This is a genomic window from Acetobacteroides hydrogenigenes (assembly GCF_004340205.1).
Classification (GTDB): Bacteria; Bacteroidota; Bacteroidia; order Bacteroidales; family ZOR0009; genus Acetobacteroides; species Acetobacteroides hydrogenigenes.
The window spans coordinates 276,104-296,882 of sequence record NZ_SLWB01000001.1 but is presented as its reverse complement, the minus strand read 5'-3'; the positions used below and the strand labels follow the sequence as shown (position 1 = coordinate 296,882).

Annotated in this window: 13 protein-coding genes; 5 read left to right on the top strand and 8 right to left on the bottom strand. The window is 46.0% G+C overall.

Annotation, left to right across the window (positions count from 1 at the left end):
* Positions 1-116 precede the first annotated feature (116 nt).
* The 3 genes from gcvP to CLV25_RS01045 form a co-directional block, all read right to left on the bottom strand.
* Complete coding sequence (gene gcvP / locus CLV25_RS01055; RefSeq protein WP_131837783.1) at positions 117-2,975, bottom strand: aminomethyl-transferring glycine dehydrogenase; 2,859 nt, start codon at positions 2,973-2,975, stop codon at positions 117-119.
* Positions 2,976-3,086: 111 nt separating this feature from the next.
* Entirely contained in the window at positions 3,087-3,743 is a 657-nt protein-coding gene (locus CLV25_RS01050; protein ID WP_131837782.1) for an MBL fold metallo-hydrolase, read from the bottom strand.
* Positions 3,744-3,759: 16 nt separating this feature from the next.
* Positions 3,760-4,422: a protein-L-isoaspartate(D-aspartate) O-methyltransferase gene (locus tag CLV25_RS01045; RefSeq protein ID WP_131837781.1), complete on the bottom strand. Its 663-nt coding sequence runs from the start codon at positions 4,420-4,422 to the stop codon at positions 3,760-3,762.
* A gap of 146 nt (positions 4,423-4,568) precedes the next feature.
* Between CLV25_RS01045 and CLV25_RS01040 the strand changes: the two genes are divergently transcribed.
* Positions 4,569-5,399, top strand: coding sequence for a hypothetical protein (locus CLV25_RS01040; protein WP_131837780.1), 831 nt, complete (start codon positions 4,569-4,571; stop codon positions 5,397-5,399).
* Positions 5,400-5,456: 57 nt separating this feature from the next.
* Here the strand turns inward: CLV25_RS01040 and rpmH are convergent, their stop codons facing one another.
* From rpmH to CLV25_RS01020, 4 genes are all read right to left on the bottom strand, one after another.
* Positions 5,457-5,615, bottom strand: a complete 159-nt coding sequence (gene rpmH / locus CLV25_RS01035; RefSeq protein ID WP_131837779.1) for a 50S ribosomal protein L34 — start codon at positions 5,613-5,615, stop codon at positions 5,457-5,459.
* A 131-nt stretch (positions 5,616-5,746) separates the two neighbouring features.
* On the bottom strand, positions 5,747-6,367 hold the full coding sequence (rsmG, locus tag CLV25_RS01030; protein ID WP_131837778.1) for a 16S rRNA (guanine(527)-N(7))-methyltransferase RsmG: 621 nt from the start codon (positions 6,365-6,367) through the stop codon (positions 5,747-5,749).
* Positions 6,367-6,975 carry an RNA polymerase sigma factor gene (locus tag CLV25_RS01025; RefSeq protein WP_131837777.1) on the bottom strand — a complete coding sequence of 203 codons (609 nt, stop codon included), beginning with the start codon at positions 6,973-6,975 and terminating at the stop codon, positions 6,367-6,369. The genes rsmG and CLV25_RS01025 overlap by 1 nt, the downstream gene beginning before the upstream one ends.
* On the bottom strand, positions 6,966-8,114 hold the full coding sequence (locus tag CLV25_RS01020) for a glycosyltransferase (RefSeq protein WP_131837776.1): 1,149 nt from the start codon (positions 8,112-8,114) through the stop codon (positions 6,966-6,968). The genes CLV25_RS01025 and CLV25_RS01020 overlap by 10 nt, the downstream gene beginning before the upstream one ends.
* Positions 8,115-8,296: 182 nt before the next feature.
* Here CLV25_RS01020 and tgt point away from each other — a divergent pair, with 182 nt between their 5' ends.
* The 4 genes from tgt to CLV25_RS01000 all read left to right on the top strand — a co-directional run bounded on the left by tgt (position 8,297) and on the right by CLV25_RS01000 (position 12,676).
* Positions 8,297-9,427, top strand: a complete 1,131-nt coding sequence (gene tgt / locus CLV25_RS01015) for a tRNA guanosine(34) transglycosylase Tgt (RefSeq protein ID WP_131837775.1) — start codon at positions 8,297-8,299, stop codon at positions 9,425-9,427.
* A gap of 77 nt (positions 9,428-9,504) precedes the next feature.
* On the top strand, positions 9,505-10,596 hold the full coding sequence (locus tag CLV25_RS01010; protein WP_131837774.1) for an LptF/LptG family permease: 1,092 nt from the start codon (positions 9,505-9,507) through the stop codon (positions 10,594-10,596).
* Between the two features lie 194 nt (positions 10,597-10,790).
* Complete coding sequence (locus tag CLV25_RS01005; protein WP_131837773.1) at positions 10,791-12,335, top strand: acyl-CoA carboxylase subunit beta; 1,545 nt, start codon at positions 10,791-10,793, stop codon at positions 12,333-12,335.
* Between the two features lie 11 nt (positions 12,336-12,346).
* A complete protein-coding gene (locus CLV25_RS01000) occupies positions 12,347-12,676 on the top strand; it encodes a biotin/lipoyl-containing protein (RefSeq protein WP_131837772.1) in 330 nt (109 codons plus the stop codon).
* Positions 12,677-13,296: 620 nt separating this feature from the next.
* Here the strand turns inward: CLV25_RS01000 and CLV25_RS00995 are convergent.
* Entirely contained in the window at positions 13,297-20,595 is a 7,299-nt protein-coding gene (locus tag CLV25_RS00995) for a T9SS type A sorting domain-containing protein (protein WP_131837771.1), read from the bottom strand.
* Positions 20,596-20,779 lie beyond the last annotated feature (184 nt).

Here is a 20,779-nt window from a genome sequence, read left to right as displayed (position 1 = left end):
CGACTATGGAGAGCAATAAAGTAGTTTGAATAGGGTTTGTAAACGACATTGAAAATGGAAAGAGAGCGTAAACGTTTAGTTACGCTCTCTTTCCATTTTTCTATTGCAGATGATTTCTAAAGGTACGACTCAATAGGTGCGCAGGTGCAAACAAGATTACGGTCTCCAAATCCGTTATCAACACGGGTAGATGCAGGCCAGAACTTGTTCTCCTTAATCCATTCAAGAGGATAAGCAGCCTTCATCCTGTCGTACTTGTGGTTCCATTCGTTGCCACAAACCTCTTCGGCAGTATGAGGTGCCATCTTTAGAACGTTATCCTCTGCATCGGCAGTACCGTTCTTTATCTCTTCGCACTCGTTCTTAATGGTAATCATTGCCTCTACAAAACGATCAATTTCCTGAACTGATTCGCTTTCTGTAGGCTCAACCATTAGGGTTTCGTGAACAGGGAACGAAAGGGTAGGAGCGTGGAACCCAAAGTCCATCAAACGCTTTGCAATATCGGTAGCATCAATGCCATATTCGCGCTTAAAGTTCTGTACGTCGATTATACACTCGTGACCAACACGTCCGGTTTCTCCTGTATATAGAGTGCTGTAGCAGCATTCTAATTTTTTCGATAGATAGTTGGCATTAAGGATGGCCATCTCGGTAACCTTCTTCAATCCTTCAGAGCCAAGCATCTTGATGTAACCGTAGGTGATTGGGACTACGCTAGCGCTACCAAATGGAGCAGCAGCAACCGAGTTGATTGGCTTGTTGCCTCCCGTTTTTACCATACTGTGAGATGGCAAGAATTGGGCTAGGTGCTTTGCTACGCAGATAGGACCAACGCCAGGACCACCTCCACCGTGAGGTATTGCAAAGGTCTTGTGTAAGTTTAGGTGGCAAACGTCTGCTCCGATAAAGCCTGGGTTGGTAATGGCTACCTGAGCGTTCATGTTAGCGCCGTCCATGTAAACTTGTCCACCTGCCTCGTGAATAATGTTAACGATCTCCCTAATGCGTCTTTCGAAGACGCCGTGGGTAGATGGGTAGGTAACCATTAAGCACGAAAGGTTGTCGCGATGCTGATTCGCTTTTTCGCGAAGATCGTCTACGTTGATGTTTCCTTTTTCGTCGCAAGCAACCACAACAACCTCCATGCCAGCCATGGCAGCTGAGGCAGGGTTGGTTCCGTGTGCTGATGCTGGAATGATAGCAACGTTACGATGTCCTTCTCCGTTGTTTATATGGTGTTGGCGGATAACCATTAATCCTGAATATTCACCCGCTGCACCAGAGTTTGGTTGTAGAGATGTTGCTGCAAATCCGGTGATAACGGCTAAATCGTTTTCTAGATCTTTAAGCAGTTCGTAGTATCCTTCAGCCTGATCTGCTGGTACGAATGGGTGTAATGCTGCAAATTCTGGGAAACTAAGCGGAAGCATTTCGGCAGCAGCATTTAGCTTCATGGTGCAAGATCCCAATGAAATCATGCTGTGGGTAAGCGAAATGTCCTTACGTTCAAGCTTCTTTATGTAGCGCATCATCTCTGTTTCCGATTGGTACTTGTTGAATACTTTTTCGGTGAGAATTGCAGAGGTCCTTTCAAATTGCTTGTCGAAGCAAATGCTGTTGCCTATTTCTGCAGAGGCTTCGCTCTTTTTGCCAGCGGCAGCAGCGAAGATGTCAAGAATGGTTTGGATTTCGGTCTCGGTGGTAACCTCGTCGAAGCTCATACGAACGGTCTTGTCGCATGGGTAGAAGAAGTTTATCTCTTTGGCAAGAGCAAGTTCCTGAATCTTTTTAGTATCAGCAACCTCAACTTCTAATGTGTCGAAGAAGTTTGCGTTGTGCTGCTTGTATCCTAGGGCTACAAGCCCCTTGTTTACGGCACAAGCGGCATTGTGAGCGTGAAGAGCAATTCTACGAACGCCTTCTGGGCCATAGTAAACGGCAAACATACCCGCCATCGAAGCAAGAAGTGCCTGTGCTGTACAAATATTCGATGTTGCCTTTTCGCGTTTGATGTGCTGCTCGCGGGTTTGTAGCGCCATGCGTAGCGATTGCTTGCCAAGGCGGTCTACAGAAACTCCAATGATACGACCAGGCATACTGCGCTTGTACTCATCCTTAGTTGCAAGGTAGGCTGCATGAGGTCCGCCAAAGCCCATTGGAACTCCGAAGCGTTGAGTAGAGCCAACGGCAATATCAGCACCCCATTCTGCAGGAGCCTTCATAAGGGCAAGGCTTAAGATGTCGCAAACGGCAGTTACCAGAATTTCCTGCTCGTGACATTTTGCCGTAAATGCGCTATAGTCTTTTATCTTTCCTGATGCAGTTGGATATTGAACGATTGCACCAAACATCTTATCGGTTAATTCGAACTCTTCAAACTTACCCACAACCACTTCTATATCTCTTGGAGTGGCACGGAGATTAATAACGTCTAGGGTTTGAGGAAAGATATCTTCATCAACAAAAAGAACGTTCTTGCCAACCTTGACAGCGGCACGCGAACGTGCACCAAGCATCATGGTCATTGCTTCAGCAGCGGCAGTAGCTTCATCGAGCAACGAGCAGTTGCTGATTTCCATCCCGGTAAGGCTAAGAATTGCTGTTTGGAAGTTGAGTAGCGCCTCTAGGCGACCCTGAGAAATTTCAGCTTGATAGGGAGTGTAAGAGGTATACCAGCTAGGGTTCTCGAAGATGTTTCGCTGAATTACTGCAGGAGTGTAGGTTGGGTAGTAGCCCATACCAATAAAACTGCGGTATAGCTTGTTCTTAGAGGCTATCTGTTTAACCTTAAGAGCAAACTCGTACTCGCTGATTTCCTTTTCAAGATTAAGCGGCTCCTTCAATCTGATGTCTTCTGGAACTACTTGGTTGATTAACTCGTCTATGGAAGAAACGCCTATAACATTAAGCATTTCGGCTATTTCGTGCTGACGAGGTCCGTTGTGTCTTTCGACAAAATTATCGTTTGCCATTATTTATGTTGTTACTAGGTTAAGTTCTAAATTGGAGCTTAAAAATAGATATACACTTTTAATATCTAATCTATTTTTGATTAAAAAATTAGACTGTGTAATCTTTTAACGTTAAAGTTCAAAAGGATGTTCATTCACAAACGGGTTATATCGGCGCTCGTGTCCTAGGGTACTGCTTTCGCCGTGTCCCGAGTAGTAGCGAACTTCGTCGCCAAGTGGAAGCAGATTTTTTATTATGCTTCTAATTATGGTCTCGTAATCTCCACCAGGAAGGTCTGTCCTTCCTATGCTCCCTCTAAATAGGGTGTCGCCCACCATAATAATCTTTTGTTCGGCGTTGTAGTAGCCAACGCCTCCCTTGGTGTGGCCTGGTAGTGCAATAACTTTTAGCGTTGAGTTCCCAAATGTTACGTTGTCATTTTCTTCAACAAAGTTTACCTCGCAACTTGGTACCTGAATGTTGAATCCCCAAGCGGCACCCATTGCCACAGAACGATTGATGTTATCGACATCGTCGGCGTGCATGTAAAGTTCTATCTTATACTTCTTGCTTAGGTATTCAATGCCTGCAATATGGTCAATATGTCCGTGTGTGTTTAGTAATTTAACGGGTCTTAGGTTGTTTCCTGCAATAAAGCTGTCGATGCTTTCTTGTTCATCAGGAGTGTAACAGCCAGCATCAACAATCACGCATTCGCCAGTTTCGTCGTACAGAATATAGGTGTTCTCTTGAAAGGGGTTGCAGATGAAAGTTTTTACAGTTATCATATCTTAGCATTGTGAGTTATCTATTATTAGTTCCTTTGAGCATGGGTACAAATACAAAGTTCCCGTGCTCATGTATGTCTACCTGTGTTGGCGATATTCTATCGAGGGTAGTCATAACCTGAAGGTCTGAGGTTCCAATTGGGATTACCATTCTGCCCCCAATGGCGAGCTGTGCAATCAAATCCTTTGGGATTTCGGGGGCGCCTGCCGTTACAATGATTTTATCATATGGTGCATATGATGGTTTACCTAAGTATCCATCCCCAAAAAAGTAGAGGGGGTTGTATCCAAGCATTTTTAATAGATGCTGACAACTCTGAAATAGGTCTTTCTGCCGTTCTATGGTGTAAACTTTGGCCCCCAATTCCGAAAGAATGGCCGTCTGATAGCCTGAGCCTGTTCCAACCTCAAACACTTTGTCGAGGGGTTTAATGTTGAGCAACTCTGTCATAAATGCTACTGTATACGGTTGGGAAATTGTTTGCCCGGCGGCAATGGGAAAGGCCTTATCCTGATAGGCAAATTCAACAAAGCTGCTGTCCATAAAGAGATGTCTTGGCACTTTGTCGAAAGCGTTCAAAACGCGTTCGTCGCGAATGCCTTTCCGACGAAGTTCTTCAATTAGTTTGCGTCTTAGCCCTTTATGCCTGTAGCTGTCTTCAAAAATCGTAATTCCCATCGTATACTCTTTGTGCAAATATACCGAATGGTGTTGGTTTGCCAACCTCTTATGCCAGATTTGGGCAGGCTGTTAATAACTTTATTGTGCAACAGATGAGCACGCATCTACTTTTCTGCTATGTTTGTAATAAAACGAGTAAAGCTATGCTTATTGGACTTTTTGAAAACTCTAAACCTGCCCTTTACGAGTTGATGAATAGTCTATCAATGGAGTTAGGGTTTGATGTCAAGCTTTTAAAAAATGTCGATGAGGTGACGAATGAAAAGCTTGATGGACTTGTTGTTGCCGATGAGTTTAAGTCGTCAGCGTCTATTGCCGGCATCCTAAAGCAGTTTAAGAATGTTCTTTTGCTTGATCCTGTAAAGGCAGCAGAGGTTGTCAATCAGGAACTTTTGATTATTTGCGAGGAAGCAAATGTCGACCTGATGATAGCAGGCCCCCCTGTCAACCCTAATGTTTTTAGTTTTATAGGTAAGTACGCAAGCGATCCCTTTTACGTTAGGGTTATACACGAAGAGGATGGCATTGAGGTTGTTCACTTTGATATCTTATACAAGTCGTTTTATTGGAATGCTTTTTTCTCTGATGGCGACATCCGTAGGATAAAGGTAAATGCGTTGCCTTCGGTAAGCGAAAGCGGCATTGTCTTTTACGGAAAAACGGAGTCGGCAAAGAGTATACCCGTTGATACGTGGTTTACAAATCTCGGGTTTTGCAAAGTTCAAATGGTAAAAGTATTCTCGCAAAAAAATGTAGTAGAGCTCGATTGCAACACGTGGACGTTTAAAATGAAGAATAAGAATATTGAGGTTGTGGACAGCTATAAGGATTGTGGAAATACTCAGGAGCCTTTTGTTCGTTCCTTCATCGAACAGCTTATGGGTAAAAATGAACGACCATTGAACATCCCAATATCCAACTTTTTGAAGGTTACGGAACTTTATACGATGGCACTTCAGAAACTAGCGCTGTAGAAAATTAAAAAGGCTGTCTCAATCGAAACAGCCTTTTTAATATCTTGAAAGCAACTACTAGTACTTGCCTCTTGATTCGTCAGATACAGTAAGTTTCTTACGACCTTTTGCTCTTCTGGCGGCTAGAACTCTACGTCCATTGGCAGTAGACATTCTTTCTCTAAAGCCGTGTTTGTTTCTTCTCTTCCTCTTCGATGGTTGGTATGTCCTTTTCATTGGGAGACGCTTTAAACTATATTATTAACTTGTTACTCCTTTTTTTTGAACTGCAAAAATAGCCTTTTTTTTCTTCTCGCAAATAATGTTTAACCAAAATATTGTTTGCGCGTAACGAATTTTAGATTTGGCTAGCGTTGTAGGTATACAACCTTTTTAGTGTCAAAGAATTCGTCGGTAAAAAACTCTGGTATGTCGTACACAACTCGTGGGTAGGGTATTGTGCTGAGTTCGTCGGTTAGGTCTCCTCCTTTAAGGTAGAGAATGCCGTTTGGTAGTGCATTTTCGCCTTTGGGCTTAATCTTTTTCCATACCCACGAACAAAACGTTTTGATGTCGGTAACGGCACGGCTTACCACAAAGTCGTAGTTCTCGGGAAGCTGCTCTGCTCTAATTTGCATTGCCTTTACGTTTTTAAGCCCAATACTGTTTGCAATGTTTTGAACGACGGTAATCTTTTTCCCAATGGAGTCTACAAGAGTAAAACTTACCTCGGGAAACATAATTGCTAAAGGAATTCCAGGGAAGCCGCCACCTGTTCCTACGTCTAGTACCTTTGTCCCTTTCTTAAAGGAGATGACTTTTGCTATGGCAAGCGAGTGGAGAATGTGTTTAGTGTAGATGTTGTCGATATCTTTTCTGGAGATAACGTTTATCTTTTCGTTCCATTCGGTGTATAGCTCACGCAGCATCCCAAATTGCCGTTTTTGTTCCTCGGTTAGGTTTGGGAAGTATTTTTCGATAATTTCCATTAAAGTGGGTTGTCTTTGTTGTTTTTCATATAGGTCGAAAGCAACTCTTTCGCCCTAAAAAGTTGAGCCTTTACCGTACCTATCGGTAGCTCAAGTTCTTCTGCTATTTCTTCGTAGGAGTACTCTTTAAAGTACCGAAGTTCTAGCAGGCGTCGGTATCTGGGTTTTAGCTTAGATACTAAATCCTGAATTAACTTGGCATTTTGCTCCTTTATCATCGATTCTTCGGGATCGGGAGCGCTTGCTGGAATATCTACATGAGGAGAGAAGAATTCCTCAGTGTCATTCTGTTGGTCAATCGATACTAAGTTTGCCTTGTTCTTTCGGATAAAATCAATACAGTTATTGGTGGCAATCTTAAATAGCCAAGTGCTAAAGGCAAAGTTAGGGGTGTAAAGGTGGATGTTGCGGAATGCTTTTCCAAATGCTTCTATGGTAAGGTCTTCTGCATCAATCTTGTTGTTTACCATTTTTAGCAGCAGAAAGAAAAGCGCATCCTTATACCGATCCATTAGCTCTGCATACGCCTTTTGATCGCCCAAAAGAGCTAGTTGCACAAGCTTGTAGTCGTACTTTGCCTTTTCCGATAGATTGTCTTCTAGCTCCATTGTTGCCTCTTAGGTGTAAATTTACGCTTAAGGTAAATCGCAAGATACAAAACGGGCGAAATAATATCAAACAGAATCATAGGAAACCAAAGTCCGTACTCTTGAAGCTTGTTTATGCTTGTTTTAAAGCAAGTGGCGACTATGATTATTCGAACGAATATAAAGCCGAGAGCAATGTATGGGATTGGCATTAAAACTGCAAGAGCAACTGCAGTTGCTAGAAATGCTAATCGGCTAATCATTTCGATTGCAAGATTTGCTTTTGAGGCAAATCTATAGTGCTTGTATGTTGTGCCGTGCCTTGTTTTTTGCTGAATCCACGAATCCCAACTTGTTTTGGGCTCTGTAACAAGTAGTGCTTCTTTGGATATGCAAACCTTAGTGTTCTTCCCGGTTGCGACTTCGTTGATGAATAAATCGTCATCACCCGAAATTAGCTTATGATGGTTGGCGAATCCACGGTTCTTAAAAAAGATGCCTTTTTTGTACGAGAGGTTACGTCCAACACCCATATAGGGTGCCTTGCATAAAGCCAATCCAAGGTAGTTTAGTCCAACGAAAAAGGCATCGCATCGGATAATCTTATTTAAAATTCCTTTTTTACGCTCGTACCCGCAGTATCCTAGCACTACCTCTGTATTCGAGTTGTAGGCATTTACCATCTGCTTAAGCCATTGGTTGGTTTTTGGAGCGCAGTCTGCATCGGTAAGTATGATGATTTCATTCATGGCTGATTTAATGCCAACGGTTACCGCAAGCTTTTTTCCATGCCAAAATTTCTCATCCTTTTTGATGAAAGTCTGTCGTAGGTGTGGGTATATAGCCTTCAACGACTTTAGTACATAGTGGGTGTCATCCTCAGAGCAATCATCTACTACAACAATTTCATAGTTGGTATAATCTTGCTCAGCAATAATCGGAATGTTTTTTTTGAGGTTTCCCTCCTCGTTTCTGGCGCAAATCACAACAGAAACAGGAGGCCATTGTGCTTTCGCGCTGTCGATTTTCACCTGTTTAAACCTGCCAACTTTGCCATAAACGAAGATGTAGTATACAAGTTGGATTAAAAACGTAAGCGTAAGAAGAACCAGTAACGCTTGCTGATAAAACGCTAATTCGCTGAAGGAAGTGTACCCCATTGTTATGCTAAAAAATAATCGGCAATTTTATCAAAGTTTTTCGGCATTCTCAGCTGTTATTCACATTTTATTTGTTTGTTGTAAACTACTTAACATTTTTGGAGCGGATTTATTGCCTACTCTACGGTAGTTTGCGATGTATAATTAGTTATTTTTGCGCTCATTTTCAATAAAAGAGAATAATGAAGTTCGACTTAACAGCCACTGATCTGCATTCGAAAGCGCGTGCTGGTGTAATAACCACCGACCATGGGCAGATACATACGCCAATATTCATGCCTGTAGGAACGGTTGCTACCGTTAAGGGTGTTTTTCATCGTGATTTAAAGGATGAGATAAAGGCCGAGATTATTCTGGGGAATACCTACCACCTATATCTTAGACCAGGCCTAGATGTGCTTAAGGCTGCTGGCGGCTTGCATAAGTTTAGCGCTTGGGATCGGCCAATCCTTACTGATAGCGGAGGCTACCAGGTTTTCTCTTTGGCCGAAAATCGTAAGCTAACGAATGAAGGGTGTACCTTTCGCTCGCATATCGATGGCTCTAAGCATATGTTCACCCCCGAGAATGTTATGGATATTCAGCGCGTTATTGGTGCTGACATTATCATGGCGTTTGACGAGTGTCCTCCAGGAACGGCAACTTACGAGTATGCCAAAAAATCGTTAGACCTTACACAGGGATGGCTGGGACGATGCATTAAGCGTTTTGATGAAACCGAAGGGCTTTACGGTTACTCTCAAACCTTATTTCCAATCGTTCAGGGATGTGTATATCCTGATTTACGCAGAAAGGCTGCCGAGCATGCTGCTGCTCTCGATAGAGAAGGGTATGCCATTGGAGGATTGGCCGTGGGAGAACCTGCCGAAAAGATGTACGAGATGATAGAGGTGGTGAACGAGATACTACCTTCAACAAAACCTCGTTACCTGATGGGCGTAGGAACTCCTGTAAATATTCTCGAGGGGATCTCGCGTGGAGTTGATATGTTCGATTGCGTTATGCCTACTCGTAACGGGCGAAACGGAATGCTCTTTACAAGCGAAGGTATAATCAACATTCGGAACCTGAAGTGGAGGGACGATTTTTCGCCGATAGACCCTAATGGATCCGCATTTGTTGATACAACCTACACCAAGGCGTATCTTCGACATCTGTTTATATCCGATGAAATGCTAGGTGCTCAGATAGCATCTATGCATAACCTTGCCTTTTACCTTTGGTTGGTACGCGAGTCTCGTGCGCATATTCTTGCCGGTGATTTTGCTCAATGGAAGGAGATGATGGTGCCAAAGCTGTCTGTTCGACTATAATTTTGTTGAATAAATTACACTAATTAGCTTAGTAGCTCTGTTGCTTTTGTAATTTTGAAAGCATAAAAATTCTAAGGATGAAGGTTAAACTTTTTAAGCGTCTCGATATATACATCATCAAGAAGTTTATAGGAACATATTTCTTTGCGCTTCTTATTATTATAGGTATTGCAGTTGTATTCGATGCCGCTGAAAAAATTGATGATTTTATGGAGAAGAATGCTCCGTTAAGGGCTATCTTCTTCGATTACTATATGAACTTTATTCCCTACTTCGCAAGCCTTTTCAGCTCTCTGTTTACTTTCGTAGCGGTAATATTCTTCACCTCTAAGCTGGCTAGCAATACCGAGATTGTTGCGATTTTGGCAAGTGGGGTTAGCTTTAAGCGCCTGCTTTATCCCTACTTTGTTGCTGCGTTTATAATTGCAGTCCTAAACTTCTTACTCGTTGGCTTCATAATTCCTAGGGCAAACGAGGTTAAAATCGACTTTGAGAATAAGTACGTAAAGAGGCAGTACCAAAATACAGAAACAAACATCCATAGGCAGCTATCTCCGAACACGTTTGTTTATATGGAGAATTTTATGGTAATAGGGAAGATTGGTTCGAAATTCTCTTTGGAGAAATTTGAGGGTAACAAGCTTAAGTCGAAGCTGATTTCTGATTATGCCGTGTGGGATTCGACTAGTGGAAAGTGGACTGCCTACAACTACTACATACGTGAGATTCTGAATGGTAAGGAGGTGATTAAGCGTGGCGAGAAGATAGATACGCTCATAGATCTTAGCGGGAAGGAACTCTCGCAGCGTGCCAACGTGGTCGAAACAATGAACTTAATAGAGTTGTCTCGACAAATCGAAAAGCAGAAGCAGCGCGGAGCCGACGATGTTGAATTTTTGCAGGCAGAACGGAATAAGCGTTATGCGTATCCTTTCAGCACGTTTATTCTAACCTTAATAGGTGTGTCCTTTGCTTCTCGTAAAACAAGGGGAGGGGTAGGGCTTCATATCGGAATGGGTTTTGTTATAGGCTTTTCCTACCTGCTTTTCATGCGATTTAGCGAAATGTTTGCAATTGGAGGCATTATTTCTGCAAATGTCGCAATTTGGGTTCCTAACATTCTTTATGCTTTTATTGCACTATATCTATACTGGAAAACACCTAAATAGGGTGTTTTTTCTTTGACTATCGCGGTTCCCTTTCTTTAAAAAAAAAGTATAACGTGTGAAAAACTGGTGTTAAAGTTATCACACTATTTCGCATTTTTGGATTAGAATAGCTAGAATTGTAGCTTGATTTATAATGTGGATGTTGGAAATTATAATCGGCATCTTACGAGTTATCAACTAACACAAAAAAACACATGCCTTTGAAAAAGAAAATTCTTGAGCTTAAGAAGCGCAAGGAGGAAGTACTACAAGGAGGTGGCCCAAAAGCGATTGCTAAGCAGCAAGCGATGGGAAAAATGACCGCACGCGAGCGTATTCTCGCCCTACTAGATGAAAGTTCATTCCACGAGTACGATCTTTTCGTTGAGCACTCGGCTCGCGAATTTGGAATGGATGGTAAAGTGCTCGCCGGGGATGGTGTGGTAATAGGTACTGGTACGATATTTGGCTCTCCTGTGGCAATCTTTGCTCAGGACTTTACCGTTATGGGTGGTTCGCTTGGTCTTATGCACGCTCGCAAAATCACCAAAATCATGGACTACGCTATTAAGATGCGTATGCCTCTTATCGGAATTAACGACTCGGGTGGTGCTCGTATTCAGGAAGGCGTTAACTCGCTTGCCGGATATGGTGAGATTTTCTACCGCAACACCATTGCTAGCGGCGTGATTCCTCAAATTTCTGTAATTCTTGGCCCTTGTGCAGGTGGAGCCGTTTACTCTCCTGCGCTAACCGACTTCGTTTTTGTGGTAGACAACATCTCGAAGATGTTCATTACTGGACCAGAAGTTATTAAATCGGTTCTTGGCGAAGAAATTACCCAAGAAGAACTTGGTGGTGCTCGTGTACACTGCGAGACTACCGGTAACGCTCACTTCTTTGCCAACAGCGAAGCCGAGTGCTTTGAGCAGATTAAGAAGCTTATCACCTTTATTCCTTGGAATAACAGCAAGAAGGCGCTACGCTTCGAGCCTAAGCATCCAAAGGCTCAGTATAAAATTGGAGATATTGTACCCGATAATCCTAACAAGCCATACGACGTTCGCGATGTTATTCGTGCCGTTGTTGACGATTCCGATTTCTTCGAAATTCAGGAAATGTGGGCTCAAAATATCGTTATCGGATTTGGCCGCTTGAATGGTGATACCATTGGTTTCGTAGCCAACCAGCCTAAGGTGCTTGCAGGGGTGCTCGACTGCGACTCGTCGGATAAGGCAGCTCGCTTCATCCGCTTCTGCGACGCATTCAACATCCCAATCGTAACCTTCGAAGACCTTCCTGGGTATCTTCCAGGCGTAGACCAGGAGCACCAAGGGGTAATCCGCCACGGAGCAAAGATGCTTTACGCCTACAGCGAAGCTACCGTTCCTAGAATTACCGTTATCCTTCGTAAGGCATACGGTGGTGGGTATATCGCCATGAACTCGCGCCACCTGCAGGCCGACTTCGTATTTGCTTGGCCTCTTGCCGAAATCGCCGTTATGGGACCCGAAGGGGCCGCTAACATCATCTTCCGTAAGGAAATCATGGAAGCCGAAAACCCCGACGAAATGCGTAAGGCTAAGGTTGAGGAGTACAAGGAGAAGTTTGCCAACCCATACGTTGCTGCTTCGAGAGGGTACGTTGATACCGTTGTCGAACCAGAGGAAACCCGCAAGTTCCTTATCCATGCGCTAGAAATTTCGCTGGAGAAGGTTGTAGAGCGTCCTAGTCGTAAGCACGGAATTCCTCCATTTTAATCGTTGGGAAGATGAGCAAGAAAGAGGAATTGAATCCCGACTACACGACCTTTATCATTGACGATACCAAGTACGAGACAATAGTCCCTACAAAGGTTAGCAACCGTAAGGCGTGGGAGAGGCCAAATCCTAACATGATCACCTCGTTTCTTCCAGGCACCATTCTGGAGCTGTACGTAAAGGAGGGCGATGTTGTTAAGGCTGGCGATAAGCTGCTTCTTTTTGAGGCAATGAAGATGCACACCGCAATCACCGCTCCATTTGATGCAACCGTAAAGGCGATTAAAATATCGACCGGAGACAAGGTTCCTAAAGGAGAGCTGCTGATTGAGCTGAAATAGGATAGAGGGGAAGGCGAAAGCTTTCCCCTTTTTTTGTTCCCGTTTGCAGCGTAGAAGGTGCTGCTCGATCCAACAAATGGGATGTCGGATCGCACAAGCCATTTGTCGGACTCAACAAATGAGATGTTGAGTCGTACAAGCCACCTGTTGGACTCAACAAATGAAATGTTGAATAGCACAAGCCTCTTGTTGGATTCAACAAATGAAATGTTGAGTCGCACAAGCCATTTGTTGGACTCAACAAATGAAATGTCGGATCGCACAAGCCATTTGTCGGACTCAACAAATGGAATGTCGGATCGTACAAACCTCTTGTCGGACTCAACAAATGAGATGTTGAATCGTACAAACCTCTTGTCGGACTCAACAAATGAAATGTTGAGTTGTACATTTCATTTGTCGGACTCAACAAATGAAATGTTGAGTTGTACAAGCCATTTGTCGGACTCAACAAATGAAATGTTGAATTGTACAAGCCATTTGTCGGACTCAACAAATGGGATGTTGAATCGAACAGGTCGTTTGTTCTCCTACGCAGCAAGGGCATTTAACGCACGAAGGGCGAAGTCTTCCTTACCGGAGGCCTTCGCCCTTCAATTTTGGCGGTGGCTGCTGCTGTGCTACCTGGCTACCTGCAGCATTTTGGCCATTTTCTTATCCTTGGTTCGGGCTACTACCACGTAGCTGCCCGACTCTAAGCGGCTGATGTCGTAGTTGAGGATGATGGCCTGGGTGGTGGCCTCAAACTTCTTCGACTCGATAAGCGCGCCTACCGACGAGTATACCTCTATGAAGATGTCGCTTTTGCTGCTGGCAAAAGCCTCTATGTTGACAAACGATACGGCCGGATTGGGGTACAGGTTCATCTTAAGGGTGGCCTCTTCGGCTCCCTGCTTAACCTCTACCGTATCGGATGCCGTACAGCCGTTCTTGCTGGTAACCTTTACCCAGTACTCCCCTTCGGTGTCGATGATGATGCTGCTGGTGTTTTGTCCGGTGCTCCATAGGAACGTGTAGTCGCTGGTGAGGTTAACGTTCAGGGTGCTTGGTAGCGGACGGTAGATAACATCATTGCCTAGGTTGATCTTGGGTATAGGGTAGATTTCGAACTGCGTAGTCTTAACGGCGCTTTGCTTGCCGCCAATTTCAGAGAATCCGGCAATGGTGTGCTTGCCCGCAGCTTCCTCCACCATGTTGGCTGCTTGCTTGCCCTGGGCGGTCATGTTATCGAAGCGGTACACGATGCTTTGGCCAGGCTTTAGCTCCTGGGCAAGCGTTGTTGTGCCGCTAAACTTATACTCTAAGGCCGTACCATCGGGCTTGTCGATACGGTAGGTGCAGGATATCTTGATGCTAGTTCCTGTGGCAACCGGGGTGTTGGTGCTTTCGTTAACGAGCATGGCCTCGAATGGCGCCTTTTTCCCATCGTAGCACTTGGTTTGGCTTACGGCAGGATAAACCATGACGATGTTCTTTACCGAAGGGATCAGGTAGTCTATGGCAACCTCCTTGGTAAGCGTACACCCGTCGGCATTCGTGCCGGTTACCTTGTATAGGCTATTCTCGTAAACGGTAATCTCCTTGGTGGTAGCGCCGGTCGACCAAAGGTAGCTTAGCTCGGGCTTGTTGGCCGTAAGCGTAGCTTCGCTCCTGTCGGTTGCCGTTTTTATGTCGATGGTAAAGGTTGGGTTGGCCACCACCGTAAAGGTTCGGGTTACCGATGGGTTATTCGTATTTACGTCGTACTGGTAGCTAACGCTCACCTCGGCCGTTACGGTGGTTCCTGCCGTAGCGGCGTTAATCCCGGTGGCAGTTGTAAGGGTGATGGTGGCTGTTGTTTTGGCCAGAAGATCTTCGGTGAGCACGAAGTTTTCCGTCTTTACGGAGCCATTCGACTTAACGGAGATGGTAATGGTTTCCCCTTTCAGTATCGGCATATCGCCATCGTTGCCAATTACCAGCGAAAGGGGAACCGCGCGGCCCGACTGGCACATTTTTTCGTTGTTGACGATCGACTTAAGAACGAGGTCGCCACCCCTAAACTGTACCAAGATTGATTGCTCGGACGAGCAGCCCTTATCGTTGGTTACCTTAAGGGTGTAGGTTCCCGATTTGGTAACGGTTATCGACTGGGTTGTTGCACCGGTACTCCACAGGTAAGCTGCCATTCCCGATGGCCCGTTGATGGTTTCCTGCGTGTTCGACGAAACGATATCGGCCGGAAGGGTAAACGTTGGGGTTGGGTTGACGGTTATGGTAGCATCCTTCTTGTTGTTGTCCGTATTAAGATCGTTATCGATGTCCACTTCTACCGTAATAGGATATTGACCAGCCGTAGCTCTAGGAAGCGAGGCCGTTAGCGTGATGGTTGTCGATGCATTGGGCGCCAAGTCGGCCGCTAGCATCAGTTCCTCTGTAAATGCAACTCCATTTATGGTACCATCAAAATCTAGCTCTGATCCTTTTGTGATTGTTCTTCCCGACTTGTTGGTTACCGTTACGGTTATTGGTTCTGGTGTGTTGTTTTGGCAAATGCTGGTGTTTACAATAGCAGTAAGCTCGATGTCCGTGCTGAAAACCACCTCGGTGCTTTGGGTGCTAGTACATCCGTTGGCATCGGTTACGGTTAGCGAGTAGGTGCCTCCTGTTTCTACTGTAATGTTTTGGGTCGTTGCCGTATTGCTCCATAGGTATTTGCTCATGCCGGCAGGGCCTGTAATGCTTACCTGTGCATCGCTGCTGGTAATCGGATTGGTGAGCGTAAACGTAGGAGCCGGATTAACCTTAAAGTTACCCGTAAGCGTGTTGTTGGCGGCAACACCATCGCTGGCAAAGGTTGCCGTTGCCGAAATGGAGTAGCTGCCTGCCGTTAGCGCGGGTAGCTTTTGGGTAAAGGTGTAGGCTATGGTCTTGCCGATGGTCATTTCTTCGGCAAGGGTGGTTTCTTCGGTTACGGTATTGCCGTTAAACGTGTACGAAAGGGTAACCTTTGTTCCCGCCGCAATATTCTCCAGCCCCGAGTTTTTGAAGCTTACAGCAACAGCATGGCCTTCGGTAGATGCACAGAAGTCCTTAGGGCTGTCTATGGATGCTATTGCAATGTCTTTTCGGTTAAAGCTTACCACAACTTCGTCCGATGCCGAGCAGCCTTGGTTGGTTACCGTTAGCGCGTAGCTTCCCGAGTTGGTTACCGTCAGCGTCTTCGAGGTAGCGGCGGTATTCCACTTGTAGGTGTTCGATGCCAGATCGGGGGTAATGGTAGGCACAATGGTGTGGCTAGTTGATGTTGATGTAACATCGGCACCTAGGCTAACCGTCGGCGTTTGGTTTACCGTTACGTTTATGACGTTGGTAAAGTTGTTGGTTAGGTTCAGGTCGTCGAGCGTAATCATTGCCGAAACGCCCGTTGGCTGAGCCGTTGTAAACGTAGCCTTCTTTGTAAATGTATAGTCGATGCTTGCGTTGGGGGCAAGGTCGGCTACAAGGGTGATCTCTTCGCTGAATTCCGTAGCCCCAACCTTGAATGTTACCGGAATCTTTGTTCCTGCTACGGGCGTATCGTTACCCTTGTTTGTTATCTTGATGCTAACGGGGTATTCGTCTGCACCTGTACAAACGGTGCTGGCGGTTCCGTAGGTCGATGTAAGCTCAACGCTTAGATCGTTTCGGATAAAGGTTACCTGCGAGCTAAAAATGTTGGAGCATCCGTTGGCATCGGTGATCTTAACATCGTACTTCCCATCTTTTGATACTAGGATGGTTTGGCTTGCTTCGGTAGTGCTCCATTTGTAGTCCGTAAATCCGGCACCGGCATCGAGGGTTACCTCCACGTCTTTGGTTGTTACCGTAGGGGGAAGGGTCGACTGGGGAAGCCCGTAGGTTTCTACGGTGGTGGCTAGCGTGTTGTTGTCGGCCACCAAATCGTCGGTAAGCTTAGCGGTAAAGCTTACCGTGTAGTTCCCCTTGGCCGATAGATCGATGGGGTTGTTTAGTATGATTTCGGTAGTGGCACCAGGCGCAAAATCGGCCGCAAGCGTATAGCTATCGTTGGTTGAGGCTCCATTCTTTAGTATCTCAAATGGGATTACCGTGCCGCTAGGTATTGTAACGTTGCCCTTATTCTCGATGGTAAGCGAAGGCTTCATTGCAGGATCGTGGGTGCAGGACGTTTGAATGTTATTTGCCGATTTCACAGCAATATCCTTTACCGCAAAGGTTATAGTTGCTTCCGATTTGGTGCTACATCCGTTGTTGTCGGTTACCGTACACCACACTTTGCCATCGGCAGGCCCAGGATAAACAACCTTGTTTGTTTTTAGCGTGGTTTTATCGTACCACTCGTACGACTTGTACGCCATTGCAGGGTCTGCATCGTAGGTGTAGTCGAGCGCGTTTACGGTTTGCGTTTGAGGGGTTAGCGTAAAAGCTGGGAATCCAAACGATTTTACGCTAGCATCGAGCATATCATTTGCAACTTTGATGTCGTACTGCATGGTAACCGATGGCTTTAGCGAATAGGTTGTGCCCGTAGCCGACATGTTAAACGTTTCGGGGAAGGTGTACTCAAACGACTGGCCCGAGGCTACATCGTTAGGAACCGCAAATGTATGGGGTGGGGTTGTAGTTCCATTAAAGTTGAGCTGGAGGGTTAGCTCCGTTCCTGCTTTAATGATATCTATATCCTTCCCGTTATTGGTTAAGCTGATGGTGACGGCTTGCTTATCGCTAAGGCTACAGGCATCAACTGGCGATACTATTTTATCTACGGCAACGTCGGGGTTTAGCTTGTAAACAACGGTTGTGCTGCTGACGTTACATTTCGATGTATTTTCGGTTAGCGTAACCTTGTAGGTTATCTTGTTGTTGGGATCAACGAAATCTCCGGTTGTAACATTTCGAACGTATGCTCCGCTGGTGCCGTTGGGACTTACAGCCCAAGCTCCATCGCCAATCTTTACTAGCCAATCTATGGTATAGTCGAACCCTGAGGCGTCGCCAGAAATGTCGAATTTATGCAAGCTTGGATTGGGGCCTCCTAGCATTACTGTTGGACCAAGGTCTACAATGGGCTTGTTCACCTTTATAAGCTTTGTGAACGAATCGTTGTTGGTAAGGTAGAAATTCTCTGGGTCGTCTATGGTTTTGGCGGTAATTTGGTAGAGGCCGCCACGGTTCATGTCTATGGTTTTCGTTGTTATGAACTCCTGCTCGGCGTTTACATCTAAGTCTGCAGGAAGCGTAAACGTTTCCTCGAACGTTTCGGTTTTAGAAACGGGGTCTCCTAATTTTTTTGCGTATTTCGACTCGAAGGTAACCTTTACAGCAGTTCCTGCTTTAGCCTTCTTTATTCCGAGATTCTTTACCTTAAAGGTTATCTTTTCGGTTTCGGTAAAGCCATTGCAAACATCGGTACCCGTTAGCTCCACGGGTTTTGATATCTCCGAAACCCCAAAGTCATCGGGGGCTTCCTTTATGGTAAATCCGTTGAGCCCAAATCCGCTGTAGAAGCTGTTTTGGGCATCGCTGGTAAACTCGAAACGGAACTTGGCGCCGGTAGCTCCGTTAAGGGCAGTAGGGAGCAGGTGGCTAAAGGTTTTCCATCCGTCGCTGTTGCCGCTAAAGCCCACCTTGCCCGACGAGGCGATGGTACTTTGCCTATTCCATTCCCATAACGCATCCCACTTGTCTCCATTGTTGCCTAACAGCTGCCAGGTGGTGCCGTTGTCGGTGGAGTAGGATAGGGTTACCCCATCCTTTTCCAGCTCGGTGATGTAGTTGGCTTTAAACTCGAGCATGGGCCTCTCTACGTCAATAATGTCGAAGCAGGGGCTCGTTAGAGTTGCCTTGGTGCTGTTGTTGTAGTTGCCGTTAAGGTTGGTAATCCACATCTTATCGGCATCGCTTTCTCCAGAGATATTGGGGGCTGTTGATACTCCATGCATCCAGTTGTAGCCTTCCTTTACCCAATCTTCGGGGGTGTCGAAATTGGTGGTGTACGGCACCTTGTACGTTTTGGAAATATGTACGTTTACGCTGGTAGTGTCGTTTACGTTATCCTCATCATCGGGAAGCAGCACCTGGGCAATAATCTTCAGATCGCCATAGAGGTTGGCTGGGAATGTAGTGCCTAGGGTTACCGTTGCTTCGGCACCTGGGGCAATGTTCTGGTCAATTTTGTCGTTGATGGTGGTGCCGCCGTTAATGGTAATCTTTACGGGGATGGGGGCCACGGCCTCCTTCGATCCGGCATTTTTCACCTTGATGGTAATCGGTTGGCTGGTGGCTGAGTTTCCGCAGGTACTGGTTGGGCTAAGGATTCCGGTCATGGTCAAATCCTTCTCCATGAAGTTGCCGATAACCGAAACATCGTCGATGTTCCATCCGGTGAACTCCCGGTCTCCGTTGGTGTAGGAGAGCGTGAATCGCAGCTTTATGTCGTGGGCTCTGTCGAACTCGGCGGGGAAGGCCACCGAGGCGGATTGCCAGCCGTCGTCGAGGGCGTAGTCGGTATTTTCCCAAAGCGTAGTCCATGTGGCACCGTTGTCTTTGGTCGCCTGAATCTTCACGGTGTCGTACATGTCAACGTTCAGCCATCTCTTGAAATTTAGGATCAACCCTTTGTAGAAAAGAGCGTCGAAGCTGGGCGATGTTGCGGTGTATGGGGCCGAAGAGGGAATGTTGGCATCGTACACCCCGTCTTTGGTCAGGTCGTTTCCGAGAACCTTCGTGCCGCTTACGGCATTGGCAGGGTCGGGGTTGCCGAACGCCCCCGATTTGCCCATCGGTGCGGCAATTTCGAAATCGTTAGACAGGATCCATCCCGTGTTGGTTTCGAAGTCATCAAAGAATAGCTTCTGTTTGATCACCCTTATACCGCCAGAGTTGAGGGTGGCGTTGGCGTACGCGGCTCCGTTGACCGTAATCCCGCTTGCGGGAATCTCAGCATCGACGGTATTGCCACTTTTAGCGTCTGCTGCAATATCGTAGGTAACCCATAGGTAGGTGTAGCCCGTTGGGAGGCTGTAGTTGGGGGTGAGAATGGTGGAACTGCCGCCTAGGGTGCCGCTCGCTATTGGAGTGGAGGTATTGAACTCGGGCTCCTGTGTGGCGTACAGCGTTACGCGGGTTATGTCGGTTAGCTTGGTGGCGGTGGCGTTTACCTTTACGCTGCTTAGGATGGCGCTGCCGGTGTTGCCGGTTACCTTTAGCCTAGAGCGAAGGATGGGGTTGTTGCTGGTCCCGTTGGGGATGACGTCGGTGGTTACCTCATCGGCGACCACCTCTACTAGGGTCTTGGCCTGTGATCCGGTCTCCTCGATCTTAACCTCGTCCAGGCAGATCCCCATCCCCCAGCGGCTTAGCCCTTCGAAGGCGATGTAAACGTCCTTTTGAAGCGCTTCGGCGGGGAGGTTTAGCTGGAAGTCGCGCCACTCGTTTTGGCCAAAGTTGTAGGTTTGCAGGAGCCTCCAACCCCCGTTGAACCCTACTTTATAGTAGATTCGCAGGATGTCGTTGTTTACCCCTGTGGGTACGCGCCATTCGTAAATGGTTAGCCAAAACTTTATGGTTGGGATTACCGCGAACTTTAGGTCTAGGGGAGGCGTAATCAGCTTGGTTTGCTCCCTTCCGAAGCCTTGGGTGAAGAACCATGAGTTATAGGTTCCTGCCTTTGCCCTATCGGGGTTTCTGAACATGTCGTACGTTGCAGCCGGCTTCAAAAGGTTTGGATCGTCGGGGTTGTATCCCCCATTTCGGTAGCGCCAAGGGACGCCCCCTACAACCGCTTCTTCTGTCCATCCGTCGGGTTTTCTTCCCAGCTCAAAGCCTTCTTTTAGGTAAACCGTTTGAGCCTTTAGCTCAATGGTAGAACACACCAATAGGATGATGTACAGCATCATCCTTCTCATCCCTATTCTCATAATCCAACAGTTATCTTATAGCTTTTCGGTTTGAAATATAGCTTAATTAATCAATAAATTTAGGGCGAAAGCTTTTCATGATTTCTTGTGGCATTTATAATCGACCCCGTTCTCCTTAATTATTAGGCATAAAAAGCGCCATTGCCATAAGCTTAATATTGCTAAAATTTCGCTAAAGGTTTTC